The sequence below is a fragment of the Labrys sp. F242 genome, from assembly GCF_057813875.1.
This window is the reverse complement of the sequence record NZ_JBVASG010000010.1, coordinates 59,467-78,512: the sequence shown is the minus strand read 5'-3', so window position 1 is coordinate 78,512 and position 19,046 is coordinate 59,467. Positions and strand designations below refer to the sequence as shown.

At 62.4% G+C, this 19,046-nt stretch carries 15 protein-coding genes, 3 pseudogenes and 1 other annotated feature; of the genes and pseudogenes, 13 read left to right on the top strand and 5 right to left on the bottom strand.

Annotated elements, in window-relative coordinates; translation table 11 throughout:
* Positions 1-119: 119 nt before the first annotated feature.
* A pseudogene (locus tag ACZYTC_RS33665) lies at positions 120-449 on the top strand (LysR family transcriptional regulator); the annotation flags it as partial.
* On the opposite strand, the pseudogene ACZYTC_RS33660 reads toward ACZYTC_RS33665, so the two are convergent.
* A pseudogene (locus tag ACZYTC_RS33660) lies at positions 449-603 on the bottom strand (transposase); the annotation flags it as partial. The pseudogenes ACZYTC_RS33665 and ACZYTC_RS33660 overlap by 1 nt on opposite strands.
* Positions 604-949: 346 nt before the next feature.
* Complete coding sequence (locus ACZYTC_RS33655) at positions 950-1,984, bottom strand: alpha/beta fold hydrolase (RefSeq protein WP_441774289.1); 1,035 nt, start codon at positions 1,982-1,984, stop codon at positions 950-952.
* Positions 1,985-2,168: 184 nt separating this feature from the next.
* On the opposite strand from ACZYTC_RS33655, the gene ACZYTC_RS33650 reads away from it, so the two are divergent.
* The 3 genes and pseudogenes from ACZYTC_RS33650 to ACZYTC_RS33640 all read left to right on the top strand — a co-directional run bounded on the left by ACZYTC_RS33650 (position 2,169) and on the right by ACZYTC_RS33640 (position 5,473).
* Positions 2,169-2,291, top strand: a complete 123-nt coding sequence (locus tag ACZYTC_RS33650; RefSeq protein ID WP_441774288.1) for a hypothetical protein — start codon at positions 2,169-2,171, stop codon at positions 2,289-2,291.
* A gap of 50 nt (positions 2,292-2,341) precedes the next feature.
* Positions 2,342-3,569 (top strand): annotated as a pseudogene (locus ACZYTC_RS33645) (IS3 family transposase).
* Positions 2,623-2,739: a sequence feature (AL1L pseudoknot), on the top strand. It overlaps the preceding pseudogene by 117 nt.
* Positions 3,570-3,874: 305 nt before the next feature.
* On the top strand, positions 3,875-5,473 hold the full coding sequence (locus ACZYTC_RS33640; RefSeq protein WP_488991700.1) for an HAL/PAL/TAL family ammonia-lyase: 1,599 nt from the start codon (positions 3,875-3,877) through the stop codon (positions 5,471-5,473).
* A gap of 130 nt (positions 5,474-5,603) precedes the next feature.
* On the opposite strand, the gene ACZYTC_RS33635 is transcribed toward ACZYTC_RS33640, so the two are convergent.
* Positions 5,604-6,479 (bottom strand): LysR substrate-binding domain-containing protein, encoded by an 876-nt coding sequence (locus ACZYTC_RS33635; RefSeq protein ID WP_488991699.1) that lies wholly within the window; start codon positions 6,477-6,479, stop codon positions 5,604-5,606.
* Between the two features lie 246 nt (positions 6,480-6,725).
* Between ACZYTC_RS33635 and ACZYTC_RS33630 the strand changes: the two genes are divergently transcribed.
* From ACZYTC_RS33630 to ACZYTC_RS33610, 5 genes are all read left to right on the top strand, one after another.
* Positions 6,726-8,117, top strand: a complete 1,392-nt coding sequence (locus ACZYTC_RS33630; protein WP_488991698.1) for an ABC transporter substrate-binding protein — start codon at positions 6,726-6,728, stop codon at positions 8,115-8,117.
* 97 nt (positions 8,118-8,214) lie between these two features.
* The gene (locus tag ACZYTC_RS33625) at positions 8,215-8,838 is read left to right on the top strand and encodes a dimethylsulfonioproprionate lyase family protein (protein WP_488991697.1); all 624 of its coding nucleotides are present in this window, start codon (positions 8,215-8,217) and stop codon (positions 8,836-8,838) included.
* Positions 8,835-9,788 (top strand): ABC transporter permease, encoded by a 954-nt coding sequence (locus ACZYTC_RS33620; RefSeq protein ID WP_454818797.1) that lies wholly within the window; start codon positions 8,835-8,837, stop codon positions 9,786-9,788. Before ACZYTC_RS33625 ends, ACZYTC_RS33620 begins: the two co-directional genes overlap by 4 nt.
* Positions 9,785-10,678, top strand: a complete 894-nt coding sequence (locus ACZYTC_RS33615) for an ABC transporter permease (protein ID WP_434961206.1) — start codon at positions 9,785-9,787, stop codon at positions 10,676-10,678. Before ACZYTC_RS33620 ends, ACZYTC_RS33615 begins: the two co-directional genes overlap by 4 nt.
* 3 nt (positions 10,679-10,681) lie before the next feature.
* Positions 10,682-12,670, top strand: coding sequence for an ABC transporter ATP-binding protein (locus ACZYTC_RS33610; protein ID WP_488991696.1), 1,989 nt, complete (start codon positions 10,682-10,684; stop codon positions 12,668-12,670).
* A gap of 159 nt (positions 12,671-12,829) precedes the next feature.
* Here the strand turns inward: ACZYTC_RS33610 and ACZYTC_RS33605 are convergent, their stop codons facing one another.
* Complete coding sequence (locus tag ACZYTC_RS33605) at positions 12,830-13,627, bottom strand: SDR family NAD(P)-dependent oxidoreductase (RefSeq protein WP_488991695.1); 798 nt, start codon at positions 13,625-13,627, stop codon at positions 12,830-12,832.
* 328 nt (positions 13,628-13,955) lie between these two features.
* Here ACZYTC_RS33605 and ACZYTC_RS33600 point away from each other — a divergent pair, with 328 nt between their 5' ends.
* The 3 genes from ACZYTC_RS33600 to ACZYTC_RS33590 all read left to right on the top strand — a co-directional run bounded on the left by ACZYTC_RS33600 (position 13,956) and on the right by ACZYTC_RS33590 (position 17,008).
* Entirely contained in the window at positions 13,956-14,870 is a 915-nt protein-coding gene (locus ACZYTC_RS33600; protein ID WP_441774280.1) for a LysR family transcriptional regulator, read from the top strand.
* 167 nt (positions 14,871-15,037) lie between these two features.
* Entirely contained in the window at positions 15,038-15,460 is a 423-nt protein-coding gene (locus tag ACZYTC_RS33595) for an organic hydroperoxide resistance protein (RefSeq protein ID WP_441774279.1), read from the top strand.
* 213 nt (positions 15,461-15,673) lie between these two features.
* Entirely contained in the window at positions 15,674-17,008 is a 1,335-nt protein-coding gene (locus ACZYTC_RS33590) for an epoxide hydrolase family protein (RefSeq protein WP_434961211.1), read from the top strand.
* 56 nt (positions 17,009-17,064) lie between these two features.
* On the opposite strand, the gene ACZYTC_RS33585 is transcribed toward ACZYTC_RS33590, so the two are convergent.
* Positions 17,065-17,721 carry a TetR/AcrR family transcriptional regulator gene (locus ACZYTC_RS33585; RefSeq protein WP_434961212.1) on the bottom strand — a complete coding sequence of 219 codons (657 nt, stop codon included), beginning with the start codon at positions 17,719-17,721 and terminating at the stop codon, positions 17,065-17,067.
* Between the two features lie 117 nt (positions 17,722-17,838).
* Here ACZYTC_RS33585 and ACZYTC_RS33580 point away from each other — a divergent pair, with 117 nt between their 5' ends.
* Positions 17,839-19,029, top strand: coding sequence for an HlyD family secretion protein (locus ACZYTC_RS33580; RefSeq protein ID WP_488991694.1), 1,191 nt, complete (start codon positions 17,839-17,841; stop codon positions 19,027-19,029).
* The last annotated feature ends 17 nt before the right edge of the window (positions 19,030-19,046 follow it).

Sequence of the window (19,046 nt, the reverse complement as noted above, 5' to 3'; positions counted from 1 at the left end):
CATCGGTGGTGCAAAAACGATCCAGTCAGCCGATTGAACGCCGCGGCGTTCGCGTGCACTACAGCTCAGCTTGTTAGAGTGGGCTTCGGAAGGCGCAGCTGGCGGCGCGGGAATGCACCATGATCGACTGGGATGACGTTCGCTACTTTCTTGCCGCTGCGCGCGGCGGCTCAGTGCGGGCCGTCGCCGGGCGCCTTGGAGTGAACCACGCGACCGTGCTGCGACGCATCGCCCAGCTCGAGGAACGCCTCGGGGCGCAGATGTTCGAAAAGCTGCCTTCGGGCTACCGCCTGACGGCTGCGGGCGAGGAGGTCCTCGAGCTCGCCATCCAGATGGAAGCGTCGTCGCAGGAGCTGGAGACGCGCGTCTTCGGGCGCGACCAGAGCGTGCGCGGGCTTCTGCGGGTGACACTGGCACCGACCCTCGCGACACACCTGCTCATGCCGGACCGCCGGCCCTCCGACACCTCCATAGCGCCATACAAGTGTAAAACGTCGCATCCGAGATGCCCTGCTTGCGACACAGCTCAGGCGCGGACAATCCCGCCTGATGCTCCTTCAGGATGCCGATGATGTGTTCGTCCGAGAACCTCGATCGTTTCATGGCCCGTCTCCTCTGTCAGAGAGCAGGCTAACCTCAAAGCGAGGACTTTTCAGGGGAGCAGGTCACCGGCACACTTCGGGGGACCCTCGCCCGGGCGCACGTGCGTGAAATGACCAGCAAACCCGGTCCAGGCCTGTACGTCCGTCAACTGGTCGGGAACCTAGGGGACGCGTGGGCGGTCGGCCGGGTGTGCCTGACGAAACCGTGCAGGCGATTCAAGCCTTGTCGAAAACGGACAGGACGCCGGCCGAGATTTGCAAGGCACTGAAAATTAGCCGCACCAAGTTCTACAAGTTCGCGGCCAAACGGCAGGCATAAACCACGCATATATATCTAAAGAGTGCGCTCATTCGCGCCCTGCCTGTCGCACTTTCGCGACGACTTCGGCAATTGCAGCGATTATCGCGTCGGGCCGCTCCAACTGCACGACGTGGCTTGAATCGCGCAAGGTCTGGTGGGTGCTGTCGCGCGACCACGCGGTTTGCTCGTCCTGCATCTTCGCCCACGCGGCCTCATGGCGTTCAAATTGCTCCCGGCCCATGCCGGCGACGGCCTGCTGGTCGGCACTGTAATCCTGCCACTGTTTGCCGTGTGAAAGGACGGCCAGCGGCCGGCTCCCTAGATCGCGAAAGGTGCCGGCCTGCTGGAAGATCGCCGGCATCGCGACGGCCTCGTCAAGCGCGGCGCGCAGCGACGGCGATTGATAGGCGGCGACCTCGGCCGCTACGCGGTCGGGTAGCTCTGGCAGTTCAGGTGCAGGCAAGAGCAACCGGGGCAGGCCCGTCCATGCAACGTTCGCGATTGCCCGAAACAGGAAGGGGGCCGGATCGTCCACAACGCCGGAGGCGTCTTCAAGCCGCGCGATCTGGTCGGGGTGCGCGCTATCGACAAGCACGACGCCGGCAACGTCGGCCGGGTGGTGCTTGGTGTAGAGCATGGCGAGAGGACCGCCGAGAGACGCGCCAACCATGACATAAGGGCCGTGCTCATTCGTTGCGGCCAGTGCCTTTTGCAGATCGGCGACGATGGCCTCGCCATCGCGCGGAAGCGGGCCGGGGTCGCTCCACATGAGGCCTGCGCGATCATAGGAACAAATGCGGGTAGTCTGCGAGACGGCTTGCATCACGGGATACCAGAGCGTTGATCCGCTCGTGTCCGCGCCAGCCTCCAAGATGACGGTCGGCGAGCCGTCGCCCCTGCAATCGATGTGGATACGGCGGCCGCCAATGTCGGCCAGCTTGCCGGGCGGCGGGAACGCCGTGGCGGCATCCCGGCGTGCGATAGCTTCATACGCTGCGCCAGAGGCCAGCAGCACTGTGGCCGCCAAAAGCGCTCCGACGCCAATACGACGGGCAACGCGCCCGCGACCAATCCGCCGCATCAATGCTCTCTTTCCGATCCGCCAAAGTAATCGCGGGCGCGATCTGTGTTTGTTGTTTCGCGACTGCTAATCGCAGTCAGTAACGGCCCTATGATGGCCATACCGGGCATTGCCCACAGCTAAACCCGCCGGCCCTTCGATATGTGATGTCTTCGGGCCGGTGGGCGGCTCAACAGCGCTGGCCGTGGACAATGCAGCGTGGCGACAGGTCGCCAACCCGGCCGCGACCGCGGCGTCACCACGGCCAGACGTGGTGACAATGGAACTCGTCGACCAGCTCGCCGGCGTCGCCACGCTGGCGAAATGAACCGCGCCGGGTTTGCCGAAGGCTCCAACTCCTGAAAAGGTGGAGCCCGCATGAGCAAGACAACGAACAAGTTCTCACCTGAGGTGCGTGCCCGCGCGGTGCGGATCGTACTGGATCATGAGGCCGAGCATCCGTCCCGTTGGGCGGCGATCATGTCGATCTCGGCCAAGATCGGCTGCACGGCGCAGACGCTGAACGAATGGGTGAAGAAGGCCGAGGTCGAGAGCGGCCGCAAACCTGGGCTGACGACGGACATGGCGGCCAAGCTAAAGGCTGTCGAACGCGAGAACCGGGAGTTGCGACAGGCGAACGAGATCCTGCGTAAGGCGTCGGCGTATTTTGCCCAGGCGGAGCTCGACCGCCGACACCGGTCATGATCGCCTTCATCGACGATCACCGCAGGGCCTATGGGGTCGAGCCGATCTGCAACGTGCTGCCGATCGCCCCGTCAACCTACCACGCTCATGCCTCGCGACGGGGCGATCCGGCCAAGCTCTCGATCCGGGCGAGGCGCGATGCCGCCTTCTTGCCGGAGATCCAGCGGATCTTTGACGAGAACTTCCAGGTCTATGGCGTGCGCAAGGTCTGGCGGCAGATGCAGCGAGAAGGGCATCAGCTTGCTCGCTGTACCGTGGCGCGCCTGATGCGCAGTGCGGGCCTGCAAGGCGTGATCCGCGGCAAGTCTGTGCGCACCACGATCGGTGACAAGGCGGCGCCGTACCCGCTCGATCATGTGAACCGGGTCTTCCGGGCACCGGCCCCGAACAGGCTATGGGTCTCGGATTTCACCTATGTCAGTACTTGGTCGGGCTTCGTCTGCGTCGCTTTCGTCATCGACGCCTACGCCCGCCGCATCGTCGGCTGGAGCGTATCGCGGACCGCGCCCGCCAGCTTCGTGCTCGACGCACTGGAGCAGGCCCTGCACGAGCGACGGCCCGCACACCGCGGCGGCCTCGTGCATCATTCCGACAGGGGTTCTCGATATGTCAGCATTCGACACACCGAGCGGCTCGTCGAGGCTGGCATCGAACCCTTTGTCGGCAGTGTCGGCGACAGCTATGACAACGCTCTCGCCGAAACAATCAACGGCCTCCATAAAGCGGAGCTCATCCACAGGCGCGGACCCTGGCGAAGCTCGAGGCCGTCGAGTTCGCCACGCTGACTTGGGTCGACTGGTTCAACAATCGCCGGCTGCTGGAACCCATCGGCAACATCCCGCCGGCTGAAGTCGAGGAGCGCTACTACGCCATGCTGAGCGAACCAGCCATGGCAGCGTGACTCAAACGAAACGGCCTCCGGCAAACCAGGGGCGGTTCAATATCGCTGGGACCGATTTCGCAGTTCGATACATCACCATGGTGCAGGCGGTTGGCAGCACCCGTTTGATCGCGAGTCTCGGCCTTCGTCGGCTGAACTGCACCGTGCCAACCGACCATTGTAACGCGACATGAAAAGGATTCACGCGCACGTAATTTTTCATCGTTTGCAAAGATATCCCGGACTTTCCAAGGTTCCCTTCAATTCAAAAGGGAAGCCAAATGTCAAAATATCGGCTGCTGTCTTGTATTGCCGGGAGCTACTTGTTGCTGACGTCGGGGGCGTTGGCCGATGTGACCTTGAACGGTCGCGATACGACGCCCGAGATGATCGTCCGTGTTGCCAAGGGAGAAAAGGTCATTGTTCCGCCCGAGAGCCTCCAAAAGGTGTCGAAGGCATTCGACATTCTGCTGCAGGGCGCCAGGGAAGGGCAGGAAATATACGGTCTGACGGTCGGCGTGGGCTGGAACAAGGACCGGAAGATGGTGGATGCCAAGGGTGAACTGACGCCCGAACTCCTGGAGGCATCCCGCCACTTCAACGAAGGGCTGCTGCGCGCCCATTCCGTCGGCGTCGGACCCGATACCGCACTGGATATCGTCCGCGCAACGATGGCCGTGCGCCTCAACAACATCCTTACCGGTGGCCCCGGAGTACAAAAGCACGTCGCCGAAACACTGCTGGCCTTTCTCAACGAACAGATCACGCCGATCATGCCTTCGCGCGGTTCGGTCGGGCAAGCAGACATGACCCTGCTCAGCCATGTCGGATTGGCGATGCTTGGTGAGGGCGATGTCGACTACAAGGGCAAGCGCATGCCCGCAGCGCAGGCCTTGCAGGCTGCCAAGATCGAGCCGCTGAAGCCCTTCGGAAAGGATGGCCTGGCCATCCTCAGTTCCAACGCCTATGCAGCCGGGCTCGGGGCGCTGGCGATCCATGATGCGGAGCAGATGATGGCAAGCTCCGAGATGGTCTATGCGCTGAGCCTGGAAGGGTTGAACGGGAATGTTTCTCCGCTCCTCGATGACGTCACCGCCTTGAGACCCTTCCCCAGCTATATCGGCGAAGCCAAGAAACTGCGGGCCTTGCTGTCGGGAAGCTATCTGTGGCAGCAGGACGACAAACGCATCCTCCAGGATCCCCTGAGCTACCGCACGGCTCCCTATCTGTTCGGCAGCATGACCGACAGCATCGCGCGGACCAAGGCCCTGCTCCAGATTCAGATCAACTCGTCCGACGACAATCCGGGCATCGCACTGGGAGTGCGTCCGGCTTCGGATCTGCCCCAGGCCAAGCGGGGTTATGTCGAGGGCGGGGCCGTCCTGCCGACCGCCAATTTCGATCCGCTGCCATGGGTCATTTCCTTCGAGGAACTGGGGATCGTCCTGGCCCATCACGCGACGGCTTCCTCCGAGCGCACCTTGAAGCTGAACAATCCCCAGCACTCCAAACTGCCGCGTTATCTGGCAGCCGGCGAAGCCCAGCATGCCTTCCTGGTGGTGGAAGCGCCGCTGATGGCGATCGCCACCGAAAGCCGCGCACTGGCGCAGCCCACCTCCTTCGACTCGCGTCCCATTGCCGGCGGTGTCGAGGACGTCGGCACCAATGCCCCCCTGGTCGTGAGCAGGGTGCGCGCGCAGATCGACAACAGCTTCACAATTCTCGGCATCGAATTGATCCAAGCAGCCCAGGCCGTGGACCTGCGACTGGCCGAACATCAGGATCGCCCTCTCTCGACTGCGACAGCCGCTTTCAAGCAGTCCTTCCGCAAGAAAGTGGCGTTCCTCGACAAGGATCGTTCACTGACGCCCGACATTTCGGTGGCCGCAAGCTTCTTGAAGGAATGGCGCCGGGACCCGAATTGAATCGATCCCTGCATCGCGCCAGGAGCGATGCTCATATCGCTCGACAAATCCTCTGCCGTCACCCAGGTGGCGGCAGAATTGTCGAAATGCCGATCCCTCTCAGTGCCCAAACGTTCGGATCGAGGGCAATCTACTGGGATTGCACCCAGCGCAGAAACTCCCGGATCGGCCTTTCATTGCTGCGCCTCTGCAGATGCGCAAGATACCAGCCGCCGGGCTGCATCACATCGGCTGGCACGGGTATCATCAGATTGCCGCTGCGCAGATCCGCCTCGACCAGGAAATGGGGAACCACCACCAGGCCCTGGCCGTTCATCGCGGCCTCGATTGCGAGCAAGGTGCTGTCGTAGCGCGGTGCGCTCTTGTGCAGGAGATTGGACAGGCCGAGGCTCTGGGCCCATATCGCGGTATCGTCGGTCGCGCCGGATATCGACAGGAAGGGGAAATGCGACAGATCCTGAGGTGATGAGATCGCCTCGGCAATGGTTCGCGAACAGACGGCGACGAGCCGTTCCTTTCTCAACAAGATGTAGCTGACCCGGGCCCGTTCGGGCGTGCGTGTATAGATCAATCCGACATCCGCGTGATCGGGATTGAAATCCCAATCGAGCAGGCTCGCATCCAGGCTGACGGTAATCTCGGGCGAGACTTCGTTGAAGTGATGCAGCCTGGGTATGAGCCAGCGCACGGCGACCGTGACATAGACCTGTACGGTCAGCGATCCCTTGACCGGCGCCTCGCGGATGAGATCCGTGGTCAGGGCGATACGGTCCAGGGCATCCTGGATGACCGATAGATACAGCGTCCCCTTCTGGCTCAGCTCGACCCGTCCTGGCTTCCTGATGAAGAGCTGCGTGCCGAGATTGCGCTCCAGGGACGCGATCTGGTGGCTGATGGCCGATTGCGTAAGATTCAGCTCCAAAGCGGCATTCTTGAAACTGCATAGCCGCGCCGCCGCTTCGAAAACGCGCAAGGTGGAAAGGGGAGGAAGCGTTCTCTGGACCACGTTTGGCTCTGCCACATGAATCTCATTCATCTAGCCGCGAATTCTTGTCGTTTGCAAGGGGCCGGCAAAGCTCACTAACATTCTCTCAAATGATAAAAACGGGGAACGCAAGTGAAGAAGCAATTCATAAAATACTCTATCCTCACGCTTACGCTTGGCGTAAGCATTCTTTCAGCAACGGCAGCGTTTGCCGAGGGCCAATGCGTCCGTGTGCTGGGTTATGAATCCGACGGCGAAAAACAAACCATGGATCCTGCTGCGCTGATCGGCACTGACAGCGCCTATCACATACGAGCGGTCTACGAACCTCTGGTCGATCGCAGCAAGACGATGGAAGCTGTTCCCGTCCTTGCCGAGAAATGGGAATCCAACGCCGATGCCACCGAGTGGACCTTTCATCTCAGGAAGGGCGTCAAGTTCCATGACGGCTCGGATTTCGGCGCGGCCGACGTGGTCTATTCCTATCGCCGCCTGCTCGACCCGGCCGTTTCGCCCGGTGGGTTTTCGACACTCGCCTTCCTCGATGCGCAAGGCATTACGGCGGTCGACGCCCACACGGTACGCTTCAAGGTCAAGCAGCCGGTGGTGGAATTGCCGATGCTGATCGCCACGAAATATGCCCTGATGGTGCGGGACGGCGCCAAAAGCGAGGAACTGAAGACCAAGGGCAACGGCACCGGCCCCTTCATGCAGGAAACATTCTCGATCAACGAGCCGGTGCGGGTCATGCGGCGCAATCCCCATTATTGGCGCACGGGCCTGCCCAAGGCCGAATGCCTGCAGATCACCACCAGCCTGGAGTCGACCTCGCGCCTTTCGGCCCTGCTGTCCGGTTCGGTCGACCTGTCGCTGGCCGTCGATCCGGCCAGCCTCATCACCTTGAAGGACAATCCCGCCGTTTCACTGGTTTCCACCCCGGGCGCGACCTCGCTCTATCTTGCGGTATGGACCGACACGGCCCCCTTCGACGACCCACGTGTTCGCCAGGCCCTGAAGCTGGTGATGGATCGCCAGAAGATCCTCGACACCGTGCTCTTGGGCTATGGGGAAACCGGCGGCGATACGCCCATCCCGCTGAATTCCCCCTTTGGCCTCGTCACGCCGCCGAAGGCCGCCGACGTCGAAAAGGCCAAGGCCCTGCTTGCGGAGGCCGGCCATCCCAACGGCATCGAATTCGATCTTTATACCTCCGATTCCTATCCGGGCATGCTGCTCCTGGCCCAGGTCTATGCACAAATGGCGGAGCCCGCCGGCATCAAGGTCAATGTCATCACCTCACCCGCGGAAGGCTACTGGGATACGATCTGGCTGAAAAAGCCGGCCGTGATCTCCTATACCAGCGCCCGCCCGCCGGCCGAGGCCCTGACGCTCTCGCTCAACACCAAGTCGGAGTGGAACGAGACGCATTGGCATCGGCCCGACTTCGACGCTCTGGTCGTCAAGGCAGGACAAACCTCCGATCCGCAGCAGCGCACGGCCCTCTATCGCGACGCCCAGCGCATGGTGGCCGAAGAGGGAGGCATGATCTTGCCGATCTTCACCTCGGCCGTGGCCGGGCTTCGCCAGGGCTGCAGCGGCTACACGCCCCATGTCGATGTCAATCGCATCGACTATGCCGAACTGAGCTGCGCCGACTAGCTGCTTTTCCATCACCTCTTTCCGAATTCAGCCTCAGGAGCCTCGTGCTCCTGAGAAGGGCCGTTTGCGTATGCCACTTCATCGTCTGACAAGATTCATGCTCGATTTCGCTGACGGCCTGGACAGTCCGCACCATCCGGTGGCTTCCTCCCATGCCAGCCGTCTGCGGGTTCTGGCCCAGAGCCTCACGGCCGTCCGCGAAATCCCGAGCGCGCGCGTGCCGATCCAGTCGGCCTGCGAGGCGGAGCTTGCGGCCAACGGCGATCCTTCGCCGCTGGCAAGCGCCCTCCTCAATCTCCTGCCTGTTGTCCATGTCACACGCAGTCCCAGCTATCTCGCCGCTCCGCCCAGCCCAAGCTTTGCGGACAATTACGGCTATGCCGTCATCTGCGGCCCGCAGAACGGCCCCCCCACCCTGCTGACCGACAGTCAGATCGCCTTCGGCTTGATGTTCCTGGGCCCCCAGACCCATTACCCGCTCCATCATCATCCCGCCGACGAAATCTACTATCCCTTGACCGGTCCTTCGTTCTGGCAGGCGGGCACTTCGTCCTGGGTCTCGCGTCAGGCCGGCGAGATCATTCACCATCCCCCCTGGCTCCCCCACGCCACATTGTCGGCCGACAGGCCCTTGGTGCTGCTCTACGTCTGGGCGGGCGACCTTCTCACCGATGCAGCCTTCCTGCCCGCTTCGACCACACAGGGGAACGAAGCGCCATGAAGATCCTTCGCCTCGTCATTGCCAGGGTCGGCCTGTCGATCTTCACCTTGTTGCTGGTGTCGATACTGATCTTCCTCATCCTGGAGGCCCTGCCGGGAGACATCGCCTCGCGCATCCTCGGACGCGATGCCACGCAGAAGGCTCTGGAAGTACTGCGCCAGCAAATGCATCTCGATCAACCGGCCTGGAGCCGATATCTGACCTGGCTCACCGATCTTCTGCACGGCAATCTCGGTGCTTCGCTTGCCACCGGCCGGCCGATCGCGGACGTCTTGGCCCCGCGCATCGTCAACACGCTGCTGCTTTCCTCGCTGGCATTCACCTTTTATGTCGTGCTTGCGATCGTTCCCGCCGTCGTCCAGGCGACACGACGAGGCAGCATCGCCGACAATGTGATATCCTTCATCACGCTGCTGCTGCTGTCCTTGCCGGATTTCCTGCTGGCAACCATCCTGCTCTTCGTGTTCGCAGTGGCATTGCCGATCCTGCCGGCCCTGTCGACCATATCCGAAACCAGCAGCTGGGCGAGCACGTTGCGCGCCATGGTTCTGCCTGCGGTCACACTGGCCATCATGATGGCCGTCTATGCGATCCGGGTCCTGCGCGACAGCCTGATCGAGGTACTGCGCTCGGACTATGTGCGCCTGGCAGAACTGAAGGGCCTCAAGCCTCGCGCCGTGCTTTGGCGCCATGCGCTGCCGAATGCGATCGTGCCGGCCTTGAACGTCACCGCGCTCAATCTCGGCTTCCTGATCGGCGGCGTGGTCATCGTGGAGCGCGTATTTTCCTATCCCGGCTTCGGCACGCTTTTGATCGACGCGCTGCAATTGCGCGACATCCCGCTGATCAAGGCGACGGTGATGATCAGCGCAGCCGTCTACATCGCGGCCAATCTGCTCGCCGATCTCGGCGCCACCCTCCTGCAACCCCGCTTGAGGACAGGTTCATGACGTTCATCAGGCTCGATAGCCGCCAAAGGCGGCAGAGGCTGCGCATCGGCGGCTGGGGCTGGCGTGATACGCCCGGCCCCTTCCGGATCGGCGCGACGATCCTTGCCGCCCATGTGCTGTTCGCGGCCATCGGCGCGCTGTGGACGCCCTATGGCTTCGCCCAGATGGCGACGGGCATGCCCCTGTCGGGCATGTCCTGGCTGCATCCGATGGGGGTCGACCAGATCGGGCGCGATGTCTTCAGCCGGTTCATGCATGGCGCCCACATCGTGCTCCTGCTGGCCTGCGGCGGCACCATATTGGGCATGACGGCAGGAACGATCCTGGGGCTGATTTCGGGCTATGTCGGAGGCTGGTTCGACGAGATTTCCCAACGCCTGGTCGAGGCGATGATCAGCATCCCGTTCCTGGCCCTGGCCCTGGTCGTCATCATTGCGGCAGGCCCGGCACTGGCGGGAAATCCGCTGTTGATCGTCTTCGTGGTCGGCCTGGTCTACGCACCCCGCATTGCCCGTATCGCCAGGGCGGCGGCGATGGAAATCGCCACGCGCGAATATGTCGCTGTCGCTCAGCTTCGCGGCGAGGGACTGTGGTCGATCGTGCTGCGCGAAATCCTGCCCAACGCTGCCAACATCCTCCTGGTCGAGTTTTCGTTGCGCCTGAGCTATGCGCCCATCCTCATCGGCGCGCTGGGCTTTCTCGGCTTCGGCATCCGGCCGCCGACCCCAGAATGGGGCCTGATGATCAGCGAAAACCGCAATCTCCTGATTGCTTCGCCCGCGACAGTATTCGGCCCCGGGCTCGGCCTCGCCTCTCTGGTGATCGGCCTCAACCTGTTCACCGATGGCCTGTCGCGCATGCTCGGCCAGCGGCCGGCGATGGGAGCCTGAACCATGACGAAGCTGATTGCCGTCAACAATCTTTCCATCGCCTATGCGGGACCGGCCGGGTGGACGAATATCGTCGAAGGGGTCTCGTTCGACATCGCACGTGGAGAAGCCTTCGGCCTGGTCGGTGAATCGGGCTGCGGAAAATCGACGGTGGCCTATCGGCTGCTCGGCTACCAGGCGCCCAACAGCAGGGTCCAGACAGGCCAGGTCCTTTTCGAGGGAACCGACTTGCTGCAACTCGACGCGCCTTCGCTGGCCGCGCTGCGCGGGCGAAAGATTGCCTTCGTCCCCCAGAACCCGACGACGGCCTTGAGCCCGGGCATGCGCGTGGGGTCGCAGATCCGCGAGATGATCTCGACCCATCGAGCCCTTGCGGACAATGTCTCGATGGATGACAGGTTGCGGGAGCTGTTTGCGTTGGTGGGCCTTGGCGACGTCCGCCGGCGCTACCCGCACGAACTCTCCGGCGGGCAGCAGCAGCGCGTCACCATCGCTATGGCGGTTGCCTGCAATCCCGATCTTCTCGTCCTGGATGAACCGACGACCGGCCTCGACGTCACGACCCAGCGCCAGATCATCCGCCTGCTGTCGGAGCTCAGAAGCCGGATCGGCATGGCGATGCTCTATGTCACCCATGATCTTGCCCTGCTAGCCCAGATCGCCGACCGGATCGGCGTCATGTATGCCGGCCAATTGGTCGAGACCGCCCACAGCGAAACCTTGCTGTCGCGGCCGCTCCACCCCTATTCACGCGGTCTGATCGCCTCCATTCCGACAATCCAGCACGCCACCCTGGGAGCCAGGGGCCTGAAGGGCGTCCTGAGGCGGGATCAAATGCCCGGCGGCTGCAAATTCCAGCCGCGCTGCGATGCCGCCAGTGAGGCTTGCCGCTCGACCCCACAATCCCTCGACAAGGTTGACGCCAGCCATGCGGTGGCCTGCATGCGCTGGAGAGAACTTGCGCCGCCCGCGACGCCGCCGGTGCTCGACAAGACACCCATCGGCAACACCGATGCCACTGGCAATTTGCTTTCACTGCAAAATCTGACGCTCTCCTACACTCAATCCGGCTGGCTGAGGACCTTGCTCGGCCAGGAGGGGAAGGTCACGGCACGCGAGATCGAGATCGAACTGAACGCCGGTGAGATCGTGGCGCTGGTCGGTGAATCCGGCAGTGGCAAGTCGACGATCGCGCGCGCCATCAGTGGCCGTCTGGCGCCCCGGTCGGGATCCATCAGCCTGGGCGGCGAACGGCTGGAACCGCGGCTTTCTCAGCGCTCACGCCAGCAATTGCGGCAGATCCAGTATATTTTCCAAAATCCGGATGCCTCCCTCAACCCGCGCCGCAAGGTCCGGGCCATTCTCGAACGCCCTTTGGATCATTTCGGCATCGAATTCGAGACGGCAACGCTTGAAAATATCCTGGAAAGCGTCGGCCTTCATGCCGACTACCTCGAGCGCTTTCCCGAGCAATTGTCCGGTGGCGAGCGCCAGCGCGTGGCGATCGCTCGGGCCCTGCTCGTCAAGCCGCAGCTTTTGATCTGCGACGAGATCCTGTCTGCCCTCGACGTCTCCGTTCAAGCCAAGATCGTCGAACTGCTGGCCTCCTTGAAGGCGCAGCATGCCGTGGCCATGCTGTTCATCTCGCATGACCTGGCCGTGGTACGCCAGTTGGCCGACCGGGTGGCTGTCCTCTATCTCGGCGAGCTCATGCAGGTCAGCCGGACCAAGGCCCTCTTTAGCTCGCCCCGGCACCCCTATACGGAAATGCTGCTGCGCGCCGCGCCCGACCTGCACAAGGACGATTATAAGCCGATGCCGCCGGCGATGCCTCAGTCCATGTCGGTACACGGGGAAGGATGCCCATTGGCGGGCCGCTGCCCGCGCCAGGTCGACTCTCGATGCGCGCAAAGCCGTCCGCCCCTTCAACGCACGGCTGATGGTTTCATACGTTGCCACATTCCCGTCGGGCAATTGGGGGTCCCCGCCTGAGCGGATGCGTTTCACTCAGGCAGACTGTGGCATGATGCAGGGGTCGTTTCGCCTTCGATCTAGCCCCGAACATCAAAGAACAATTCGATGCGATCGCCGCCTGCACAAAGGCAGAGTTAGGTCGACATCCTCAGGCCGCTGAAGATTTGCGACAAAGCCCTAACCCACGTCGCGGTAGCGGGGCGCCGGGGTAGCCGTGGAAAGCTTGCCGATCATCGCCCGTCGGGCGGCCTCGTAGGCGTCGAAGAGTTCGCCATCCTGGAGAGAGGGGATGGTGGCAAACTCGCCCCGGTCAAGTCCGATGAGCGCCGCCTCGACGAGATCCTCGCTACGCATGACCATCGCGGCCGGCATCTGCTCAAGCGGGCGGCCGGCGATCGCCCAGAAGTCGGTCGCGGTAGCGCCCGGAAGCACAACCTGCACGGTGACGCCGGTGCCAGCGAGCTCGTGCTGAAGGTTCTGGCTGAAGGCGAGGACGAACGCCTTGCTGCCACCGTAGACGCCGTTCAGCGCCTCCGGATTGATGGCAACGATCGAGGCGATATTGATGATCGTACCGGTGCCTCGCGCGATGAATTGCGGGACGGCCGCATAGGTCAAGCGGGTGAGCGCCGTGACGTTGAGCGAAATCAGCGAAGTCATCTGGTCAACGTCGGAGTTGACCAGCTTCAGCGCCCCGCCAAGACCCGCATTATTGACGAGCAAGGTAACGTCCGGGGTATCCCTGAGAAAGGCCTCGACCTGGGCGAGGTCCGCGGCATCCGCAAGGTCGGCCGACATGACGTCCACTTTGCTGCTGGTCTTGGCACGGATCCGTTCGGCGACATGTGCGAGCTTGTCCGCGTTGCGCGCGATCAGGACGAGGTCGTACCCCCGTTCGGCAAGGCGGTCGGCATAGACCGCGCCGATTCCACTCGATGCGCCGGTGACGACGGCGGTCCCCATTGTCTCTGACATTCTCGTATCTCCTCAGCTATCCACGGGCATCAGCTCCTGCGATGCCTGGCGATCGAAGGAAAACTAGTGGTTCTGGATGTCGCGCGGCAGCTATCAAGAATGAAAACCAGCCTCTCGAAAAAGCGAAAGGCCCAGCATATCGTTCAACCGACCTCAACGGCAATGTGAGGCTTCTCGGCCTTGTCCTGTCCCGGATCGGGTATCTTTTAGCTCGCGTGATCGCTCGCCGCGCATCTACACGCGATGCCGAACAAGCAATGTGTCTATACAATGCCCTATCAGCACTACGGATCAGAGCTGAATCCGGTAATGTGGGGGGTATGGCCTTATGGACCGTCTCGACGCAATGCAGGTTTTGCTGGCGGTCGTCGACGCCGGCAGTTTGTCGGCCGGAAGTCGCAAGCTGAATGCACCGCTGCCGAGCGTCAGCCGGAAGGTCGCGGACCTCGAACGCCATCTCGGCACGCGCCTTTTGGTTCGGACCAGCCGGAACGTCCAGCTCACCGATACGGGCCGCGACTATGTCGATGCGGCCCGCCAGATCATCGCGCAAATCGAGGATGCCGAACTGCGGGCATCAGGTGAATATGAAACGCCCAGGGGCGTTTTGACGATCACCGTGCCGATCGCGTTCGGTCATGACCATGTGCTGCCCTTCGCCTATGACTTCATGTGCGAACACCCCGAGATCACGCTGAACATTCTCTCTCTCGATCGTGTCGTGAACCTTGTCGATGAGCATGTCGATGTTGGCGTTCGCCTGGGTGAACTTGCCGACAGTTCGTTCTATGCGGTCAAGGTCGGCGATTTCGACTTCGTGACCTGCGCCAGCCCGGAATATCTGGCGCGCAAGGGGTGCCCCTCGAGCCCGGAAGACCTCACCGGCCACGAAGGCGCCGTCTTCGGCCACATCACCGAACCAGGCTGGCTCTATCAGCGCGAAGGCCGCAGGCAGGAAGGCAAGCCCAACGTCCGCATTCGCGCCAATACCGCGACGGCTACCCTGACCGCGGCCTTGCGTGGAGTCGGCATCGTCCGCCTCCCCCGCTACCAGGTCGCTGGCGATCTGCAATCGGGCGCCTTGGTCGCGATACTCGACGACTATGAGAGCCCATCATTTCCCGTGCACCTGGTTTATGTTCGCCAAGGGCTGCTGCCCTTGAAAGTACGAGTCTTCATCGATTGGATAGCGCCACGCCTGAAGCGTAAGCTGAAAGATCTCGGCGCGTTCAAACCAACCTGAGTTCAATCGAGAGGCGAGGTGGTGACGTCATGGCACGTCGCGACAATCGACCTGGGGTTTTCCATATCAGCGCCTGAGAGGCTGCCTATCGTTTTGGCCGTCTGCTGTCGGTCTTAAGTCTCCTCCAAGTATCGGTCATCACCGAATACAACAACAGGAGACTTCCCATGACTGCCAAGACTCTCTTCACCGCACATGTCCACACCGTCGGCGGCCGCGAAGGCTGGGCAAAAAGTTCGGACGGCCAGCTCGACGTCAAGCTGTCGGTGCCCGGCTCGAACCGTCCCGGCACCAATCCCGAACAGCTTTTCGCGGCGGGCTGGTCCGCCTGCTTCGAGGGCGCGCTCGGACACGCTGCCAGGGAACAGGGCATCAGGCTTCCGGCCGAGACTGCGGTCGACGCCGAGGTGAACCTGTCGCTTGATGAAGCGGAGGGGTATTTCCTGACCGCCCGCCTGAACGTCAGCATCCCCGGCATCGCCGATGATGTCGCACAGCGGCTGGTCGAGCGCGCTCACGCGACCTGCCCCTATTCGAAGATGACCCGTAGCGGCATCACCGCCAGCGTCGCGCTCGCCGTTTCTGCGTAGTCCAAACCCGCTGACTCTGGACTCACGGCTCCCACGCACGCGGAGCCAAGGACGCGGCGCGGCCTTCTCATCGATCCTGCCGCGTCTTCGCTCAAGCACCCCCGGGGAAAGTGCAAATTCTCTAAATCGCACTCTCCCTCTAACTCTTTGTTTTCACACATTTTTCATCAAGAAGCCCATCGGCTTCCCAAGAACTGCTTCAGGAGAACTGCCATGCCTGCCTCCCACCCCTTGATTGGCCGCAGGAACTTCGTCGCATCGGCCGTCGCCGGAACGATCGGTGTGATGCTTCCTGCCTTGATATCCACCGCAACAGCATCCCCTTCGAGCACCGGCAACCCGTCGTCCGACGCTGCCGCTGTCGGCCATAAGACGATCGGCGACAGTTCGATCCAGCCGTTTCGCTACCATGCGACCGACGACGAACTTGCCGACCTGAAGCGTCGGATCAAGTCGACCAAATGGCCGGAACGCGAGAACGATCCGACACAGGGCGTTGGTCTCTCGACCATTCAGAAGCTCGCCGACTATTGGGCGAACCAGCATGATTGGCGCCGTGCCGAAGCGCGGATCAACAGCTATCCGAACTTCATCACCAATATCGACGGCGTCGACATTCACTTCATCCACGTGAAGTCGAGGCATCCCAACGCGCTGCCGATCATCGTCACGCATGGCTGGCCTGGGTCGATCATCGAGCAGTTGAAGATCATCGGCCCGCTCACCGATCCGATCGCTTATGGCGGCAGTGCGGCCGATGCGTTCGATGTGGTGATCCCGTCATTGCCGGGCTATGGCTTTTCCGGCAAGCCCACCGTCAATGGCTGGGACCCGCAGCATATCGCGCGTGCCTGGGCCGTGCTGATGCAGCGGCTGGGTTATGACCGCTACGTCGCGCAGGGCGGAGACTGGGGCAACGCGGTGACCGAGCAGATGGCGCTGCAGCGTCCGCCCGGCCTCGCGGCGATCCACACCAACATGCCCGCGACCATTCCTCCGCGGATCGCTCCGCTGATCCCGAACGGCCCGGAGCCCGCGGATTTGAATGGCGAGGAGAAGCACGCCTGGGATCAGCTCGTCGATTTCTATTCGACCGGGCTTGGCTATGCGCAGGAAATGGCAGGCCGGCCGCAGACGCTCTATGCGCTGGCGGATTCGCCAGTCGGCCTCGCGGCCTGGATCATCGACCACGACATCCGCAGCTATAACCTGATCGCGCGCGTCTTCGACGGCGCCAGGGAAGGCCTGACGAAAGACGATATCGTCGACAACATCACGCTTTACTGGCTGACGAACACGGCGGTCTCATCGGCGCGGCTGTATCGGGAAAGCAAGCTCGCCTTCTTCGCGCCCAAGGGCATCTCCTTGCCGACCGGCGTCAGCGCCTTTCGTGACGAGATCTACCAGGCGCCGGAAAGCTGGACCCGCAAGGCCTATCCGAACCTGGTCTTCTACAAGCGCCACGACGAGGGCACGCATTTTGCGGCCTGGGAACAGCCGGAGGCCCTATCGCAAGACCTGCGCGCGACATTCCGTTCAGTGCGTTGAGGCCCGGCAACCGTCGCCGGACTGATCGAAACCGCGACCGTCCGCAAAGATCGATTCTAGTCTCTGTGAGCCCGGCATCCGTTCAGAAAGAGACGGGCGCACCGACGCGCCCGGGCCGCGATCTCCTCGCGTCCGGGCGGGGAGCGCAGGCCGAGCATGATGGCACGCTGCGGCTCCATGGTCATCATGCCGCGGAGCATGCCGACTGCAGCCTCGGGGTCTTCGATCTCGATTTCGCCGAGATCGTGCTGCCGCTTGAGCCATGCCACCATGGTCTGGCTGGTGGGACGCAAAGCCAGTTCATAGAAGGCGGTGGCAATCTCGGGAAAGCGGTCGCATTCGGCCATGACGAGACGAAGGCTCGAAACCGCCTCCTCGTCGAAGGTCAAGGCGCCATAGCCGACCAGAATATGCTCAAGGGCCACCTCGATCGGTAGCTTTTCGAGGCGCTCCTCGTCCAGGTCCAGAAAGAAGCGCGAAATCCGTGCCGCGACGACACTGCGGAACAGATCGGCCTTGGTCGGGATCAGGCGGTACATGGTCTTGGTTGAGACCCCCGCCCGTTCGGCAACACGCCCCATGCTGGCGCCGGCATAGCCATGGCCATGGAATTCACAACGGGCGGCTTCGACGATCAACTGCCTGGTTTCTGCATCCGGCCGGATCTGCGGTCGCCCACGCTGGCGCCTGGGAGTTTCCACATTTAGGATCATGACCATTTTCCAAATTCTATTGACAGCAAGAGCAACTGAGACTAATTAGGAAAATAACAATTTTCCTAAAAGAGAGCAAGCCCGATTCCGGCAGCTCCACCAGGAAAGGATCGGATCATGAGCAAGCATGAAGTCGTCTTCACCAATGAGAAGACCGTCCCGGCGGCCGAGGCACTGCCCGGCATAGAGCTGGTCAATGAGCCTACCCTCCCCGTTCCACAGCAATCGACAAGAAAAGCACGTCCAGCGCGCTGGCTGTTGCTTGCCGGCGTTGCCCTTGCCGCTTTTGCAGGTGCCGCGCATTATGGCTGGGACTATTGGACGGTCGGCCGCTTCCTGGTCGCCACGGACGACGCCTATGTCAAGGCCGACAGCACGACGATTTCCCCGAAGGTGTCCGGCTATGTCGCGACGGTGTTGGTCAACGACAATCAGCCGGTAAAGGCCGGCGAAGTCCTGGCCCGGATCGACGACCGCGACTTCAAGGTCGCCCTCGAACAGGCCCGGGCGCAGGTCGCGGCGGCCAGCGCCAATATCGCCAACAAGGAGGCAGCCCTGGTTGCCGAACAGGCTGAGATCGACGCGGCGCAGGCGACCGTCGCCGTCGACCTTGCTAACCAGACCTTCGCCGAGCAGGAAGACAAGCGCTATGCCGAGCTCGCGCAGAAAGGCTTCGGCAGCCTCCAGAACGCGCAGCAGGCCTCCTCCCGCATTGCCGCCGCCCGCGCCGCAGTCACGCGCGACACCGCCGTGCTCGCCAGGGCCACCAAGCAGCTCGACGTGAACCGGGCCGAGCTTACCCAGGCGCAGGCCGCGCTCGCCGGCGCCAAGGCAGCGCAGGACCAGGCCGAGTTGAATCTATCTTATACCAATCTCGTTGCCCCCATCGACGGCATGGTCGGCAACCGCACCTTGCGGGTCGGCCAATATGTCCAGGCCGGCACACAGCTCATGGCTGTGGTGCCGAGCCGCGAGGCCTACATCATCGCCAACTACAAGGAGACCCAGCTCACCGATGTCCAGGCCGGGCAGCCGGTCGAAATTGAGGTCGATACCTTCCCCGGACAGATCTTCAAAGGCCATGTGGACAGCCTGTCGCCGGCAAGCGGCCAGGAATTTGCCTTGCTGCCGCCGGACAACGCCACCGGCAATTTCACCAAGATCGTACAGCGCATCCCGGTGAAGATCGTACTCGACCAGGCAGGCGCCCTTCCTGTCGTGCTTAGACCCGGCATGTCGGTCTACCCGTCCATCGACACCAAGCCGGAGGTGACGCGGATCGCCTCGGCGGCTGGTGCGATCAACTAAGGCGCGCCCCTTTCACA